The organism is Caldimonas manganoxidans ATCC BAA-369, assembly GCF_000381125.1.
GTDB lineage: Bacteria > Pseudomonadota > Gammaproteobacteria > Burkholderiales > Burkholderiaceae_C > Caldimonas > Caldimonas manganoxidans.
In genome coordinates this window covers 94,441-110,802 of sequence record NZ_KB905936.1, presented here as the reverse complement: position 1 = coordinate 110,802, position 16,362 = coordinate 94,441, and the positions used below count along the sequence as shown (strand labels likewise).

The 16,362-nt window shown below is 66.6% G+C and carries 15 protein-coding genes; 6 read left to right on the top strand and 9 right to left on the bottom strand.

The features are described from left to right. The coding region (locus F615_RS0106810; protein WP_019375049.1) for a transposase at positions 1 to 243 on the top strand (243 nt) is incomplete at its 5' end. Positions 244 to 377: 134 nt separating this feature from the next. On the opposite strand, the gene bamC is transcribed toward F615_RS0106810, so the two are convergent. From bamC to F615_RS0106780, 6 genes are all read right to left on the bottom strand, one after another. Then, the gene (gene bamC, locus F615_RS0106805) at positions 378 to 1,499 is read right to left on the bottom strand and encodes an NlpB/DapX family lipoprotein (RefSeq protein WP_019560425.1); all 1,122 of its coding nucleotides are present in this window, start codon (positions 1,497 to 1,499) and stop codon (positions 378 to 380) included. A gap of 68 nt (positions 1,500 to 1,567) precedes the next feature. Continuing rightward, positions 1,568 to 2,458: a 4-hydroxy-tetrahydrodipicolinate synthase gene (dapA, locus tag F615_RS0106800; RefSeq protein ID WP_019560424.1), complete on the bottom strand. Its 891-nt coding sequence runs from the start codon at positions 2,456 to 2,458 to the stop codon at positions 1,568 to 1,570. Between the two features lie 59 nt (positions 2,459 to 2,517). Continuing rightward, a complete protein-coding gene (locus tag F615_RS0106795; RefSeq protein ID WP_019560423.1) occupies positions 2,518 to 3,072 on the bottom strand; it encodes a class I SAM-dependent methyltransferase in 555 nt (184 codons plus the stop codon). After that, on the bottom strand, positions 3,069 to 3,875 hold the full coding sequence (locus F615_RS0106790; RefSeq protein WP_019560422.1) for an SDR family oxidoreductase: 807 nt from the start codon (positions 3,873 to 3,875) through the stop codon (positions 3,069 to 3,071). The genes F615_RS0106795 and F615_RS0106790 overlap by 4 nt, the downstream gene beginning before the upstream one ends. A 7-nt stretch (positions 3,876 to 3,882) precedes the next feature. Continuing rightward, positions 3,883 to 4,026 carry a hypothetical protein gene (locus tag F615_RS20145; protein WP_019560421.1) on the bottom strand — a complete coding sequence of 48 codons (144 nt, stop codon included), beginning with the start codon at positions 4,024 to 4,026 and terminating at the stop codon, positions 3,883 to 3,885. A 7-nt stretch (positions 4,027 to 4,033) separates the two neighbouring features. Then, positions 4,034 to 5,251: an MFS transporter gene (locus tag F615_RS0106780; RefSeq protein ID WP_019560420.1), complete on the bottom strand. Its 1,218-nt coding sequence runs from the start codon at positions 5,249 to 5,251 to the stop codon at positions 4,034 to 4,036. A 108-nt stretch (positions 5,252 to 5,359) separates the two neighbouring features. On the opposite strand from F615_RS0106780, the gene F615_RS0106775 reads away from it, so the two are divergent. Genes F615_RS0106775 through parC form a run of 3 tightly spaced genes read left to right on the top strand, consistent with a single transcriptional unit; the run spans position 5,360 to position 10,209 of the window. Beyond that, the gene (locus F615_RS0106775) at positions 5,360 to 7,333 is read left to right on the top strand and encodes a DNA topoisomerase IV subunit B (protein WP_019560419.1); all 1,974 of its coding nucleotides are present in this window, start codon (positions 5,360 to 5,362) and stop codon (positions 7,331 to 7,333) included. 15 nt (positions 7,334 to 7,348) lie between these two features. Beyond that, entirely contained in the window at positions 7,349 to 7,876 is a 528-nt protein-coding gene (locus tag F615_RS0106770; RefSeq protein WP_019560418.1) for a GNAT family N-acetyltransferase, read from the top strand. Between the two features lie 20 nt (positions 7,877 to 7,896). Beyond that, positions 7,897 to 10,209, top strand: coding sequence for a DNA topoisomerase IV subunit A (parC, locus tag F615_RS0106765; protein ID WP_026330099.1), 2,313 nt, complete (start codon positions 7,897 to 7,899; stop codon positions 10,207 to 10,209). Here the strand turns inward: parC and F615_RS0106760 are convergent. The 3 genes from F615_RS0106760 to F615_RS0106750 are packed head-to-tail and all read right to left on the bottom strand — an operon-like array spanning position 10,198 to position 12,336. Further along, positions 10,198 to 11,370, bottom strand: a complete 1,173-nt coding sequence (locus F615_RS0106760) for a zinc-binding metallopeptidase family protein (RefSeq protein WP_019560416.1) — start codon at positions 11,368 to 11,370, stop codon at positions 10,198 to 10,200. The genes parC and F615_RS0106760 overlap by 12 nt on opposite strands. Before the next feature lie 23 nt (positions 11,371 to 11,393). Then, complete coding sequence (locus F615_RS0106755) at positions 11,394 to 11,870, bottom strand: disulfide bond formation protein B (RefSeq protein WP_019560415.1); 477 nt, start codon at positions 11,868 to 11,870, stop codon at positions 11,394 to 11,396. 10 nt (positions 11,871 to 11,880) lie between these two features. Next, positions 11,881 to 12,336 carry a RidA family protein gene (locus tag F615_RS0106750; protein WP_019560414.1) on the bottom strand — a complete coding sequence of 152 codons (456 nt, stop codon included), beginning with the start codon at positions 12,334 to 12,336 and terminating at the stop codon, positions 11,881 to 11,883. 97 nt (positions 12,337 to 12,433) lie between these two features. Between F615_RS0106750 and F615_RS17895 the strand changes: the two genes are divergently transcribed. Together F615_RS17895 and F615_RS0106740 are read left to right on the top strand one after the other, a co-directional pair. Then, positions 12,434 to 14,926 carry a DNA internalization-related competence protein ComEC/Rec2 gene (locus tag F615_RS17895; RefSeq protein WP_019560413.1) on the top strand — a complete coding sequence of 831 codons (2,493 nt, stop codon included), beginning with the start codon at positions 12,434 to 12,436 and terminating at the stop codon, positions 14,924 to 14,926. Next, the gene (locus F615_RS0106740) at positions 14,926 to 16,362 is read left to right on the top strand and encodes a circularly permuted type 2 ATP-grasp protein (RefSeq protein WP_019560412.1); all 1,437 of its coding nucleotides are present in this window, start codon (positions 14,926 to 14,928) and stop codon (positions 16,360 to 16,362) included. Before F615_RS17895 ends, F615_RS0106740 begins: the two co-directional genes overlap by 1 nt.

Here is a 16,362-nt window from a genome sequence, read left to right as displayed (position 1 = left end):
CGGCTCGAGCCGTTCAAGAAGCTGGCCGCCACGCTCAAGGAGCGGTTCGACGCGGTGGTGCGCGGCATGGTCGATCACCGCAGCAACGCCTTCGTCGAGGCGATGAACGGGCTGCTGCAGCAGGCCAAGCGCGCCGCGCGCGGCTTCAGGACGAGCCAGAACTTCATCGCCATCGCCTACCTACGCATGTCTAAGCTCAAGCACCTGCCGGCCAGTCCGTTCGCGCCGGCGATGCCCCAGTGACGGTGTTGCTTTCCACACGAAACGACATGGAGCCGGCGATTCTCGATCGGTAAATCGGGATGCCAAGTAACAAACCAACAAACCCTTGAATATATTGGTGACAAATATTTCAAGGGTTTTTCAGGCTGGTGGGGTTATCGGAGGTCTTCGGCCAGCAGGTTCACGATGCGCCGGGCCGTCTGGCTGCGATCGGGCTCACCTTGCTCGTTTTGCACGAGCACCAAGCTGCGATCGCCCTCGGATTGCAGGGCGATGCGGTAACGCTGAGGCGAGGGCGTCTCGTCGTTGCCGCGCCCGAACATCCGTCCCAGCAAACCGGGCTCGGGTTGCGGGGGGCGGGGCGGCACATAGCGCACGAAATACAGGCCACGGGCGCGGTCGCGGTCTTCGACGGTGAAGCCGCTGCGGTCCAGCGACAGGCCCAGGCGGCGCCAGGCGCGATCGAAGCCATCGTCGATTTGCACACCGATGGTGCCGCCTTGTTCGACCACGCGGGCACGGGCGGGCGCTTGGCGGGCCTGCTCGTGGAGGGTTCGTGCCTGCTCGGGGGATTGGCCCAAGTGGGTGAGCAACCGCGTCAGCATCACGGCTTCCAGCTCGGGGTCGGCTGGACGAGGCTGCCAGCGCGTGATTTCTTGGCGCTGGTCGACATACACTTCTTCCATGCCCCGGTGGCTGATGTAGATTTCGCTGCCGCCTTGCGCGGTGCGTTCCACGCGGGTGCGGTAGCGATCGACTTCGCCGGTGGAGTACAGAGAGTCCAGCACGCGACCCAGCGTGCGTCGGATGATGTCGTTGGGCAGCTTGGCGCGGTTTTCGGCCCACTCGGTTTCCATCACGCCGGCTTCGGGCGAGTCCAGCGTGAGCGTCAGGCCCAGCTCTTGCCAGAAGCTGCGCAGCTTGGGCCAGAGTTGTTCCGGCGGCATGTCCACCACGAGCCAGCGTTGATTGCCGGCGCGCTCGATGCGGGCCGTCCCCAGCTGGTTCGGAGCCACCGTGACCGTGGCACCGGACGAAGCGCGCGCGCTTTGGTAACTGGCCGCACTGACGCTGCCGCCAGAGGGCAGGTAGCGTGAATCTCTCGAGAGCTGGGTCAGATCCGGGGGCACATCCAGCGTGCTTTCACGCATGGTGCTGCCACTGCGGTAATCAACCTTGTCTCCCGACAGGACATTGGACACCGACGAGCAGCCGGCCAGGGCCAAGGCGCAGGCAGCCACGATGGGCCGGGACAGGGGCAGTTTCTGCAAAGGCATTCTCCGTAAGCGCTGAAGACGAGACCGTGGAATGCCGCCGGCCTCGTCGGGCCGGGGCGGCGGCAGGCTCAAATCAGACCCGCTTCACGCAGGGCTTGTTCCAAGGCGCCGTGGTGGGCTTCGCTCAAGGGGCTGAGCGGCAGGCGCAGGCCCCCGCGGATGCGCCCCATGCGTTGCAAGGCCCACTTCACGGGGATGGGGTTGGGTTCGACGAAAAGCAGTTTGTGCAGCGACAGCAGGCGCAGATGGATTTCGGCGGCGCGGCGCGCATCGCCGGCGATGGCCGCCATGCACAGCTCGTGCATGGCCCGCGGAGCGACGTTGGCGGTGACGCTGACGTTGCCATGGCCGCCCAGGAGCATCAGGGCCACGGCCGTGGGATCGTCGCCCGAGTAGATCGAAAAGCCGCGCGGAGCATGTTTGATCAACCAGGCAGCCCGATCGATGTTGCCGGTGGCTTCTTTGATGCCGATGATGCCAGGCACCTGGGCCAAGCGCAGCACGGTCTCGTGCTGCATATCGGCCACTGTGCGACCGGGCACGTTGTACAGCACCATCGGGATATCCACCGCCTCGGCGATGGCCCGGAAGTGGCGATACATGCCTTCCTGGGTGGGTTTGTTGTAGTACGGCACCACTTGCAGAGTGCAGTCGGCCCCGGCCTGTTTGGCGAACTTCGACAGCTCGATGGCCTCGCGTGTGGAGTTGGCGCCAGCCCCGGCCATGATGGGCACGCGGCCCTTGGCATGTTCGACGGCCACACGGATGATTTCGGCCTGCTCTTCCACGGTGACGGTGGGAGACTCACCGGTGGTGCCGACCACGCCGATGCAGTCGGTGCCTTCGGCAATGTGCCAGTCGATGAGCTTGCGCAGACCGTCGTAATCGATGCTGCCGTCGTCATGCATGGGCGTGACCAGGGCCACGATGCTGCCAGTGATGGGTTTCATGCGGGTCATCCTATGAATTCATCGATTCTACCCACGGCCGATCCGCACACTGGCGGCTTGGGGCGGGTTCAGTCCAAGCGGTGCCGCGCCACGCAGGAGGCGGCTTCCCGCACGGCTGCCAGGCGCTGCACGAGGCGCTCCGGGGCCCGCAGCCACCCTTCTTCGTAAGCCACCACGCGCAAGTGGGGGCGCGCAGCCTCCAGCAGTTCGCCCGGACGCAACAGGAAGTCGGGATGGCGCGGCCGGCCCACCGTCTCGTGACCGAGCGCGAAGGTCTCATAAATCAGCACACCGCCGGGAGCCACGGTGTCAACGAGGATGGGCAGCAGGGGTCGCCAGAGGTAATTGGTGACCACCACGGCGTCGAAGCGCCGGCCTTCGAAGGGCCAGGGGCCGTTTTCGATGTCGGCCACGACGATCTCGCCCAGCGGGCGCAGCGGCTCGACCGCCTGTGCGTCGCGGTCCACGCCGGTGACCGGGTGCCCGTGCGCGGCCAGCCAGCGCAGGTGGCGCCCACTGCCGCAGGCCACGTCGAGCACGGTGCCGCCGGCCGGGATCAGCGCGGCCCAGCGCCGCACCCAGTCCGAGACGTGCGTGTTCCCGTGGGTGCTGGGCTTGCTCATCGGGGCCGGGCCTCCCGACTGAGGGCCGCCAGGGCCATGCGGTCGACGATGGCCGGCGCGATGAGCTTGAGCCAGCGCCCGAGTCGGCCTTGCGCCGTCATCACCACGTCACGGCGGCGACGTTCCAGGCCTTCCAGGATGAGGCGGGCGCAGGTGTCCACCGGCATGGCGCCGCGCTCGTCCAGGCCACTGACGCCGGCCGGCTGGCCGGCGGCATTGAAGCCGCGTCGGCGGATTTCGGTGGCCACCACGCCGGGATAGGCGATGGTCACGCTGACGCCGGTGCCGATGAGTTCGACGCGCAGCGCCTCGAAAAAGCCCGTCATCGCAAACTTGGTGGCGCTGTAGGCCGTGCGGCCGGGCACGCCCACCAGGCCGGCCAGGCTGCTGACGGCGCACAAGCGCCCTCGGCTGGCCAGCAGATGCGGCAAGGCTGCATGGGTGCACCAGACCGCGCCCCACAGGTTGATGCGCATGAGCTGTTCGTACCAGCCAAGGTCTTGGACCTCGCGCAGCAAGGCATGGGCGGACATGCCGGCATTGTTGATCAGGGTGTCGATGCGACCATAGGTCTGAACGGCGGCCTGCATCAGGGCGCGGCACTCGGCCTGCACGCTCACATCGGTCGGCTGCACCAGCACCTCGGCGCCGTGTGCTCGGCACTGGGCGGCCACCGCGTCCAAGCGTTGCCGTTGGCGTGCGGCCAGCACCAAGGCGGCCTGCGGGCCGTGACGCTGCGCGAGCTGACGCGCCATTTCGGCGCCGATGCCTTCGGAGGCACCGGTCAAGACGATCACTTGCATGGGACGCCTAGAAGCAATTCCAGAACTGCTGGGCCAGCTCGAACACCATGGCCGGCTGGGCATACCAGGCGAACACTGCCAGCAGCACGAGCAGGCCCAGCGTCCAGGCCAAGACCTGGAGTGGGCGCAAGAGGGGGCGCTTCGGGATCATGGTCACATCATGCCGCAGCCGGGGCGCTCCGTCGAATGGCGGTTTCCCGCACGGGCAGGTTGACCAAGGCCGCAAAGACGCCCAGGGCCACGGCAATCCACCAGACGATGTCGTAGCTGCCCGTGCTGTCGTAGAGCCGGCCCCCCAGCCACACGCCCAGGAAGGAGCCGATTTGGTGACTGAAGAAGACGAAGCCGCCCAGCATCGACAGGTATTGCACGCCGAAGATCTGGGCCACCACGGCATTGGTGGGCGGCACGGTCGACAGCCACAGCAGGCCCATGACGGCCGAGAAGACGTAGACGCTCATCGGCGTGAGCGGCGCCCACAGGAAGGCCACGATGGCCACCGAGCGCAGGAAGTAGATCGCCGCCAGGATGTGGCGTTTGGCCAGGTGTTGGCCCAGGACGCCAGCGGCATAGGTGCCGAAGACATTGAACAGACCGATGAGCGCCAGCGCATAGGTGGCCACTTCGGGCGACAGGCCTTGGTCCTTGAGGTGGCTGGGCATGTGCACGCCGATGAACACCACTTGGAAGCCGCAGACGAAGTAGCCGGCCATCAGCAATTGAAAGCTGCGGTAGCCGAGGGCTTCTCGTATGGCTTGGCCGATGCTTTGCTCGAAGCCCGCGGCCGAGGCGGCCCGTCGGGGCTCCTTCAGGCCCTGGGCCAGCGGCATGATGGCCAGCGCCAGGCAGCCCAGGATGAAGAGGGCGTTTTGCCAGCCGAAGCTGCCGATCAGCCAGTTCTCCACCGGCACCATCAGGAATTGGCCAAAGGAGCCGGCCGCAGCGGCCACGCCCATGGCCCAGGAACGCTTCTCGGGGGCCACATTGCGGCCGATCACGCCGTAGACGACGGCATACGTGGTGCCTGCCTGGGCCATGCCCAACAACAGGCCGGCGCTGCCGGTGAAGGCCAGACCCGACGTGGCCAGGGCCATCAGCACCAGACCGACGGCGTACAGCGCGGCGCCGGCCAGCAGCACGCGAAAGGCGCCGAAGCGGTCGGCCAGCATGCCGGCCAAGGGGCCGGTGGCTCCCCACATGAGGTTTTGGACCGCAATGGCAAACGCGAAGGTCTCGCGGCTCCAGCCACGTTCCATCGTGATCGGCTGCAGCCACATCCCGAAGCCGTGGCGGATGCCCATGGACAGGGTCACGATCAAGGCGCCACAGATGAGCACCTGCGTCATGGACAGCTTCGGGGTGGCGGTGGAGTTCATGACTGAACTGTAGCCAAGCCGCCGCCAGTCTGCTGGTGCTGCGCACTTTGGGTTCAGCTGTCATTCAGCTTGGCGGTCGGCGGCGCGGTCGGCCTAGAATGCGCCGCCATGGCGAGCAAAGCGCAACATTCCTACGGCGAGGCGTCGATCCGGGTGCTCAAGGGCTTGGAGCCCGTCAAGCAGCGTCCGGGCATGTATACGCGCACCGACAACCCGCTGCACATCATTCAAGAGGTCATCGACAACGCGGCCGACGAGGCCTTGGCTGGCTTCGGGCGGCGGATTTCGGTCACCTTGCACACCGATGGGTCGGTCAGTGTCGAAGACGATGGTCGAGGCATTCCCTTCGGGATGCACCCCGAGGAAAAGGTGCCGGTGGTGGAGATCGTCTTCACGCGATTGCATGCCGGCGGCAAGTTCGACAAGGGCAGCGGCGGGGCCTACAGCTTCTCCGGCGGGTTGCACGGGGTTGGCGTGAGCGTGACCAATGCGCTGTCCAAGCGCCTGCAGGTGCAGGTCTGGCGCGACGGCCAGGTGGCCAGTCTGGCGTTTGGCAGTGGCGAGGTGATCGAGCCCCTGGCCGTTCGAAAAGCCGAGCCCGGGGCGCGTCGTCACGGCACGACGGTGCGGGTATGGCCTGATCCAAAGTATTTCGACAGCGCCCAACTGCCTCGGCCCGAGCTGGTGCACTTGCTGCGCAGCAAGGCAGTGTTGATGCCCGGGGTGACGGTCACCCTCACCGAGGAGAAAACCGGCGAGACCCAGACCTGGCTGTACCAAGGGGGCTTGCGAGACTATTTGTTGCAAACCTTGCCGGCCGATCCGCTGATCTCGCTCTTCGAGGGCGAGCACTACGCCGAGGAAGGGGAGACGGAAAACTTCGCCGAAGGCGAGGGCGCAGCCTGGTGTGTGGCATTCACCGAGGAGGGAGCGCCCGTGCGTGAGAGCTATGTCAACCTCATTCCCACGGTGGCCGGGGGCACGCACGAGGCTGGGCTGAAGGACGGCTTGTTCGCCGCGGTCAAGGGCTTCATCGAGCTGCATGGCCTGCTGCCCAAAGGGGTGAAGCTGATGCCCGAGGATGTGTTCTCACGGGCGAGTTTCGTGCTGTCGGCCAAGGTGCTGGACCCGCAGTTCCAGGGGCAGACCAAGGAGCGGCTCAACAGCCGCGATGCGCTGCGCTTGGTGTCGGCGTATGTGAAGCCGGCGATGGAATTGTGGCTGAACCAGCATGTGGACCAGGGCAAGCGCCTGGCCGAGTTGGTGATTCGACAGGCCCAGGCACGCCAACGCGCCGGGCAGAAGGTCGAGAAGAAAAAGGGTTCGGGCGTGGCCGTGCTGCCGGGCAAGCTCACCGACTGTGAAAGCCGTGACCTGTCGGTCAATGAAGTCTTTTTGGTCGAAGGAGATTCCGCCGGCGGCAGTGCCAAGATGGGGCGCGACAAGGAGACCCAGGCCATCTTGCCGTTGCGCGGCAAGGTGCTCAACGCCTGGGAGGTCGAGCGCGATCTGCTGTTCAAGAACAATGAGATCCACGACATTGCCGTGGCCATCGGCGTGGACCCGCATGGGCCGACGGACGATCCCGATTTGTCGGGGCTGCGTTACGGCAAGATTTGCATCTTGTCGGATGCGGATGTGGACGGCTCCCACATCCAGGTGCTGTTGCTCACGCTGTTCTTCCGCCATTTCCCCAAGCTGATCGAGCGTGGCCATGTGTACGTGGCCAAGCCGCCGCTGTTTCGCGTGGATGCCCCGGCGCGCGGCAAGAAGCCCGCGGCCAAGCTCTATGCGCTGGACGAGGGCGAACTGGCCGCCATCCTGGACAAACTGCGCAAGGAAGGGTGCCGGGAAGGGGCGTGGACGATCAGCCGTTTCAAGGGCTTGGGGGAGATGAGTGCCGAGCAACTGTGGGAGACCACGCTCAACCCCGACACCCGGCGCCTGTTGCGCGTGGCCTATGGGGACCTCGGCTTTACCGACACCGAGCAGCTCATGAACAAGCTCATGGGCAAGGGCGAGGCGCAGGCCCGGCGCGAACTGATGGAGTTGCACGGCCACGCGGTCGAGGTGGACATCTGACGAGGGGCGCCAACCGTGCTGGGCAATACCCGGGTCCGCTTGCGGCCCACCCTGATCGACGACCTGGACGAGGTCGTGGCGATGGAGAACGACCCGGTCAACCGGCCGACCATCACCCCCTGGGACCGCACGCAGCACGAGGCGGCGGTGCGCTTCCCGGATTTCCGGCATTTCATCGTGGAGACCGGGGATTCGCATGTGCCGGTGGGGTTCGTGATTTTGGTGGGCTGTCGCAACCGTCACCGCTCGATCGAACTCAAGCGCATGGTGATCCAGCCCAAGGGGCAGGGTCTGGGGCGCGCCTGCTTGCGGCTGCTCAAGCGCATTGCCTTCAATGACCTGGGCGCGCATCGCTTTTGGCTCGATGTGCGGCCCAATAACACCCGTGCCAAGGCGCTGTACGACACCGAGGGCTTCGTGGAGGAAGGCCGGCTGCGCGAAAGCGTGCTCACCGACCATGGCTTCGAGTCGCTGATCGTGATGTCGATGCTGGAAGACGAATATCGTGCCCGCGTGGACAGGGGCCTGGAAACGGCCGACTGATGGGCGGCACCACACAAGTCATGATGGATCAGACGAGCTTGGATTTTTCGATGGGTGGCCAAGGCGGCGACAGCCTGACCCTGGCCCGTTATGCCGAACGGGCTTACTTGGAGTACGCGCTGAGCGTGGTCAAAGGCCGCGCCTTGCCGGATGTGTGTGATGGCCAAAAGCCGGTGCAGCGTCGCATCCTGTATGCGATGGAGCGCATGGGGCTGAGCTTTACCGGCAGCGGCGGGGCCAAGCCGGTCAAGAGCGCGCGCGTGGTGGGCGATGTGCTGGGCCGCTACCACCCGCACGGAGACACCGCGGCCTATGATGCGTTGGTGCGCATGGCGCAGGACTTCAGCCAGCGCTATCCGTTGATCGATGGGCAGGGGAATTTCGGCTCGCGCGATGGCGACGGTGCGGCGGCGATGCGCTACACCGAGGCGCGTCTGGCGCCGATCGCCCGGCTGCTGCTCGATGAGATCGACGAGGGCACGGTCGATTTCGTTCCGAACTACGATGGCTCCACGCGGGAGCCGCGTCAGCTGCCCGCACGGCTGCCTTTCGTGCTGCTCAACGGCGCCAGCGGCATCGCGGTGGGCCTGGCCACCGAGATTCCCTCGCACAATCTGCGCGAGGTCGCCGCCGCAGTGGTGGCTTTGATCAAGAACGAGAAGCTCACCGATGAGGAGCTCTTCGCGCTGCTGCCCGGCCCGGATTTTCCCGGAGGTGGCCAGGTGATCAGCAGCGCGGCCGACATCCGCGAGGCCTACAGCAGCGGACGCGGCAGCCTCAAAGTGCGGGCTCGCTGGAAGATCGAGGATCTGGCGCGCGGCCAGTGGCAGCTGGTGGTGACCGAGCTGCCGCCGGGCACCAGCGCGCAGAAGGTGCTGGAGGAAATCGAGGAGCTGACCAATCCCAAGGTCAAGGCCGGCAAGAAGGCGCTGAGCACCGAGCAGATCCAGCTCAAGACCACCGTGCTGGCCGTGCTCGATGCCGTGCGCGACGAATCGAGCAAGGAGGCGCCGGTGCGCCTGGTGTTCGAGCCCAAGACCAGCCGCATCGATCAGCAAGAGCTCATCAACACGCTGTTGGCGCACACCAGTTTGGAAAGCTCGGTGCCCGTCAACCTGACCATGGTCGGCAGCGACGGCCGGCCCACGCAGAAGTCCTTGCGCCAGGTGTTGACCGAGTGGATCGGCTTCCGTTTGGCCACCGTGGCGCGTCGCACGCGCCATCGGCTCGACAAGGTGCTTGACCGCATCCATGTGCTGGAGGGCCGGCAGCTGGTGCTGCTGAACATCGATGAAGTGATTCGCATCATCCGCCACGCCGATGAGCCCAAACCGGCGCTGATCGAGCGCTTTGCCTTGAGCGAGCGCCAGGCCGAGGACATTCTCGAGATCCGGCTGCGTCAGCTGGCGCGCCTGGAGGCGATCAAGATCGAGCAGGAGCTCAAGGAGCTGCGCAGCGAACAGACCAAGCTGGAGGAGATCCTGGGCAGCCCGGCCGCGCTCAAGCGCACCGTGGTCAAGGAAATCGAGGCGGATGCCAAGCAATACGGCGACGAACGACGCACCTTGATCCAGGAGGACAAAAAGGCGGTGGCCGAGGTCAAGGTGATCGACGAGCCAGTCACGGTGGTGGTCAGTCAAAAGGGCTGGGTGCGTGCCCGCCAAGGTCACGGCCACGACCCGGCGAGTTTTGCGTTCAAGGCTGGCGATGGCTTGTACGGCACTTTCGAGTGCCGCACGGTCGATACGCTGCTGGTCTTTGGCAGCAATGGGCGCGTCTATACCGTGGCAGTCAGTGCCTTGCCGGGCGCCCGCGGCGATGGGCAGCCGGTGACCACGATGATCGAGCTGGAGCCGGGCACCCAGCTGGCTCATTTCGTGGCCGGATCGCTGGATGCGACGTTCCTGTTGGCCAACACGGCCGGTCATGGCTTGTTGGCACGCATCGGTGACATGGTGTCGCGTCAGAAAGGCGGCAAGAGTTTCCTCGACCTGGATGAAGCTGCCCGCCTGCTGCCGCCAGCGCCGGTGGCTCCCGGGGCCGATCAGGTGGCCTGCTTGTCGCTGAGCGGGCGGATGTTGGTCTTTCCGTTGAGCGAGCTGAAGCTTCAGCCCAAGGGCGGGCGTGGGCTGACCTTGATGGACGTGGATGCGAAGGATCCGCTGGTGTCGGTGGCGGTCTTTGCCGGGACGGTGAAGGTGCTGGGCACCGGCCGCGGGGGCAAGGCCAAGGAAGAGGACTATCGCGGCGCTGCCTTGGCCGAATTCACCGGTCGGCGCTCTCGCAAAGGCAAGGCCCTGGGTTTCAAGGCCACCCGTGTGCTACCCGGCTGAGTCCTGCCCGGCGGTGCTGGCCGCTTGCGTCACCACCAAGTGCACGAACTGCAGCTTGGCCACGGCCGTGCGCGACAGCACGAAGGGGTAGAAATCGGGCTGGCCCATGCTGCGCGACAGTTCGTTGAGCACGCCGGTCAGTTCGGTCCAGGCGTTGACCACGGACAGAAAGCGCTGTGCATCAGGGTCTTGCGGGCGGTACAGGCAGTCGGTGGTGAAGGGTTCATAGCCGGTTTCGAGTTCATCGGCTTCCAGCCCGAAACTCAAAGCCGTGTCCAGGGTGTCCACCATGTGCAGGTAATGAGCCCAGGTTTCGGCCCAGTCTTCCCAAGGATGGGCGCTGGCATAGGCGCTGACATGGTGCAGCGACCACTGCGCGGGCGGCCCCTCGGCATAGTGACGTTGCAAGGCCGCGGCGTAATCGCGCCGCTCGTCACCGAAGACGGCGCGAAATTCATCCAGCCAAGCGCTTTGGGCCACCAGCCGAGCCCAGTAATAGTGGCCGACCTCGTGGCGCAAGTGGCCCAGCAGGGTGCGATAGGGCTCATGCAGTTGTCGGCGCACGCGCTCGCGGTGAGCGTCGTCGGCCTCGGCGATGTCCAGGGTGATGATGCCCTGCGCATGCCCGGTCACCACGGCAGGGCCGCCCGGCACGGCGCGCAAAAAGTCGAAGGCCAGGCCGTGCTGCGGGTCTTCACCGAGACGTGAGCGCACGGGGAGCTGCAGCGCCAGCAGGGACGACACGAGCCGGGCCTTGGCCGCTTCGATGCGCTGCCACAGCTGCGCGTTGTCGGGCTGGCTCAAGTCGGGGATGGTTCGGTTCAGGCGGCAGGACCGGCACAGCGGGTTGGGGTCGTGCTCGGGCACCAGCCAGTTACAGCCCGCCGGTGAGTCGAAGTTCGCGCAGCGGCGGTAGCGCGGCGAGGCGCTGCCGTCGGCCAATGCCCACAGCCCGGGTGCCTGTGGGTCCGCTTGCAACGCGAGGACCTGAGCGCGCGTGGGTTCGTAACCCAAAGGGGCATGGCAGGCCAGGCATTGGCTGTTGCGAAAGAACACCGGGCGCCGGCACACGCAACGGTAGGCCCGCCAAGCCCGCGGCTGGCGTTGGGGTTTCCAGTCTTGGCCGAGCCGGTCGGACAGAGTGTCGAAAAAACCCGCCATGGCAGCCCCTGGAGACGGTCATCTCAGCGCGCACGCAAGCCGGCCCACAGCACCAGCCCCACTATCAGGAAAAGCAAGCCGCTCCAGGCTTCATACGGCAGGCCCAAGAGGTTGACCGCGGCGTCCATGCACGAGGCCGAGATGCGAAACAGAAACGGCACGGCGCTTTCCAGACCCAGGGCGCCGATGATGCGGTCGGCCAGCGTGAGGTTGCAGGAAAACTCCTGGGCCGCCACCCGATTCTGATAGACCGCCGCGGCAATGCCTGAGGCGGCCAGGGCCAGGCCCACACCAGCCAAGCCCTGCTGCAGGCCCCGCACGGGCAGCAGCAGGGCCAGCGCGGCCAGCAAGGCGATGAGCAGGAAGATCACGCGCTGCAGGATGCACCATGGGCAAGGCTGCATGTCGAAAACGTACTGTGATACCAAGGCGGCGGCCACACCGCCCAGGCACAGCACGATGACGGTCGCGCAGGCCGTCTTGAGGTTCCAGCGGTTCAAGGCGCGGCCCTCATTCCACTTCGGCGATCAATTCGATTTCGACGCAGGCGCCCATCGGAATCTGGGCCACTCCGAAGGCGCTACGCGCGTGGGCGCCTTTGTCGCCAAACACTTGCCCGAGCAGCTCGGAGGCGCCATTGGTCACCAGGTGCTGCTCGGTGAAGCTGGGGGTGCTGTTGACCAGGCTCATCAGCTTGACGATGCGCTTGACTTTGTTCAAGTCACCCACTGCCGCCTGCAAGGTCCCCAACAGGTCGATGGCCACCGCACGCGCGGCCGCCTTGCCTTCTTCGGTGCCCAAATCCTTGCCGAGCTGCCCCACCCAGGGTTTGCCGTCTTTGCGGGCGATGTGGCCGGAGAGGAAGACGAGGTTGCCCGAGCGCACGAAAGGCACGTAGGCGGCCGCCGGGGTGGCCACCGGCGGCAGTTCGATGTTCAGGGCTTTGAGCTGGTTGTAAACGGACATGTCATGGCTCCTTGCAGGACAGCCAGCAATCCTACACTTCACATCACGAGGCGTTCAGGGAGGACGTCGGATGGCGACGAGGGGCAGGTGGGGCCTGGTGTGGGCCCTGGCAGGCTATGGCATGGGCACGCTGTGGCAGTTGCAGCAGGCGGCCCTGTGGCCTGGGTGGCTGGATGCGGCGGTCTTGGCGCTGGCGGGGCTGGGCGCAGCCGCGCTGTGGCGGTGCCGCACATGCCAACACCGGGGGTGGTATCTCGCGGTGGCGCTCGTGGCGGCCCTGCTGGGCTTCAGTCTGACGGAGCTGCGTGCCCATGGGCGTTTGGCCGATCGGCTCGACCCGGCGCGCGAGGGGGAAGATCTCGAACTGGTGGGGCGCGTGGCCGGTGTGCCGCTGTGGCGCGAGGGCGCTGTGCGCTTTGCCTTCGAGGTGGAGACGGTGCGGCCGGCCTGGGCCGACCCGGCGCAGGGCGCGCGAGCTCCGCAGGAGCTCGGGGTGCCGCGGCGGGTTCTGCTGAGTTGGCGCGGGGGGCTGCAGGAGGGGCGCTTGCAGCAGCGGCCGCCGCACGATTTGACCGCTGGCCAGCGTTGGCAGCTCGTGGTGCGCCTGCGGCAGGTGCACGGCCGTTTCAACCCGAATGGGTTCGACGCCGAGCTGTGGTTGTTCGACAACGGGTTTGGCGCCACCGGCCATGTGCGTGCGCTGCGCAGCCAGCGCCATCGCAAGCTCGACGAGGCCGACGGACATCTGGTGGACCGCTGGCGCCAGGCCGTGGCGGTGCGTATCGCCGAGCGGGTGAGCGATGCGCGTCTGGCAGGGGTGCTGGCCGCGCTGGTGGTGGGCGAGCAATCGGCCATCGACCGGGCCGATTGGGATCTCTTTCGCATCACCGGCGTGGCCCATTTGATGGCCATCAGCGGCTTGCACATCACGATGTTCGCATGGCTTGCCGCGGCCGCGTTGCGCCGGCTGTGGCGCATGCAGCCGGCCTGGACGCTGGCCCTGCCCGCGCCGGTGGCAGCACGCTGGGGGGGCTTGGCGCTGGCCACGGGATATGCGGTGTTCTCGGGCTGGGGCGTGCCGGCCCAGCGCACCGTGTGGATGTTGGCCACCGTGGCGGTGCTGGCGCAGCTGGGGCGGCGCTGGCCCTGGGGCCTGATGCTGCTGGTGGTGGCCACGGTGGTGGCCGCGGTCGATCCCTGGGCCTTGCTGCAAGCGGGGTTTTGGCTGTCCTTCGTGGCAGTGGCGCTGCTGTTGGCCAGTGCAGACCGCGACGGGGTGCAAGCCACTTTGGCGGCCGACCCCGGCAGCCGGGCCCGCTGGCGGGACTGGTTGCAACGCTCAGTGGGCGCGGGGGTACGCACCCAGGCGATCGCCACCGTGGGACTGGCCCCGCTGACGCTGGTGTGCTTCCAGCAGGTCTCGCTCGTGGGCTTTCTGGCCAATCTGGTGGCCGTGCCGGTCGTGACCCTGGTGGTGACCCCGCTGGCCCTGCTCGGCGTGATGTGGCCCGCGCTGTGGGACGGGGCGGCTGAGGTGTTGGCCGCGTTGACGGCCGGCTTGACCTGGCTGGCGGCTTGGCCGCAGGCGCAGTGGGTGACGGCGGCTGCGCCGATGTGGGCCGTGGCCGTCGGCCTGGCCGGCGGGGTGTTGGCGGTGTTGCCTTGGCCGCTGACCTTGCGTCTGCTCGGGCTGGCCTTGATGTTGCCGCTGCTATGGCCCCCGGTGCCGCGTCCGGCGCCAGGGCAGTTCGAGGTGATCGCGCTGGACGTGGGGCAGGGCACCGCGGTGGTGGTGCGCACCGAGCGCCATACGCTGGTGTACGACACCGGCCCGGCATACACGGCCGACGATGACGCGGGGCAGCGTGTGCTGGTGCCGGTGCTGCAGTCGCTGGGCGAACGGCAGGTGCACCGGCTCGTGCTGTCGCATCGCGATGCGGACCACGTGGGCGGGGCACGGGCCTTCTTGCGTGCTTACCCGGACACCCCCGTGATGAGTTCGCTGGAGCCGACGCATGAGCTGCTTGGCGCGGTGGCTTCGCACACGCCCTGCACGGCCGGCCAAGCCTGGCGCTGGGACGGGGTGGATTTCGAGATCCTGCATCCGGGGCCCGAAGACCGTTCGCCACCGCTTCAGCCCAACCAGGTGTCGTGCGTGCTCAGGGTTTCGACCCCACAGCACCGCGCCTTGCTGACCGGGGACATCGGCCGCCGCGAGGAGTTGCGGCTCGTCCAGACCCAGGCCGAGCGACTGGCTGCCGACTGGCTGCTCGTGCCGCACCATGGCAGCCGTAGCTCCAGCAGCGAGGAGTTCTTGCAGGCCGTCCAACCGCGGGTGGCCGTGTTTCAGGTGGCGCATCGCAGCCGCTTTGGCCATCCGGCCCCTTCGGTGTGGGCCCGCTACGGGCAGCAGGGCATCGAGCGCATCGCCACCCCGACCTGCGGGGCGTATCGCTGGATGGCCGGCCGCGGGCGCTGCGAGCGTGACCTGCGCCGGCGATACTGGCACCATCGCACAGGGGGGCCTCCCCAGTTTGGAGTTGAACTGGGCCCGGAAATTGCTTCAACTGCGGCCAAGGGAATCGAGTGATGAGACCGAGCTTCGACGAGATGCACGCCACCAGCACCACGGTGCGTGATCATTACAAAGCCTATGACCGCTGGCTTGCCCGTCAGCCCCGTGATTTGATGCAGGCCAGGCGTCGCGAAGCGGAGATGATCTTCCGTCGCGTGGGCATCACCTTTGCCGTGTATGGGGACAAGGACGAGGACGGCTCGGGCACCGAGCGGCTCATTCCCTTCGACCTGATCCCGCGCATCATTCCGGCGGCCGAATGGCGCGTGCTGGAGCGCGGGCTGGTGCAGCGGGCCACGGCGCTCAATCGTTTCATTCACGACATCTACCACGGCCAGGACATCCTGCGTGCCGGCATCGTGCCGGCCGAGCAGGTGTTGCGCAACAGTCAATACCGCCCCGAGATGCAGGGCGTGGATGTCAGCGCTGGGGTGTATGCGCATATCGCGGGCATCGACATCGTGCGCGCCGCCCAGCCCGATGGCAGTGGCCGGTATTACGTGCTGGAGGACAACCTGCGCGTGCCCAGCGGGGTGAGCTACATGCTCGAAAACCGCAAGATGATGATGCGGCTGTTTCCCGAGCTGTTCAGCGAGCACGCGGTGGCGCCGGTGGCGCATTACCCGGATTTGCTGTTGGAGACGCTGCGCGCGGTGGCCCCCTCGGGCGTGAGCGAGCCCACGGTGGTGGTGCTCACGCCGGGCATGTACAACTCGGCTTATTTCGAACATGCCTTCTTGGCCCAGCAAATGGGGGTCGAGCTGGTGGAAGGGCAAGACTTGTTCGTCAAGGACGGCTTTCTCTACATGCGCACCACGCGCGGCCCGCGTCGGGTGGATGTGATCTATCGCCGGGTGGATGACGATTTCCTCGATCCGCTGGCGTTCCGACCCGAGTCCGTGCTGGGCTGCGCGGGCCTGCTCGACGTCTATCGCGCAGGCAACCTGACGGTGGCCAATGCCATCGGCACCGGGATTGCCGACGACAAGTCCATCTATCCCTACGTGCCGAAGATGGTGGAGTTCTACCTCGGCGAAAAGCCGCTGCTGGACAACGTGCCGACCTATCTGTGTCGAGAGCCGCAGGATTTGCAGTACGTGCTGGACCATCTGGCCGATCTGGTGGTCAAGGAAGTGCACGGCGCCGGTGGCTACGGCATGCTCGTGGGGCCGGCGGCCACTCGGGCCGAGATCGAGGACTTCCGAGCCCGGCTTTTGGCCGATCCGGCCCGCTACATCGCCCAGCCCACGCTGAGCCTGTCGACTTGCCCGACCTTCGTCGACAGCGGCATTGCACCGCGTCACATCGACCTGCGTCCGTTCGTGCTGACTGGCAAGACCGTCCAGATGGTGCCGGGGGGCTTGACTCGCGTGGCGCTGGCCGAAGGCTCGCTCGTGGTCAATTCTTCGCAGGGCGGGGGCACCAAGGACACCTGGGTATTGGAGGCCTGA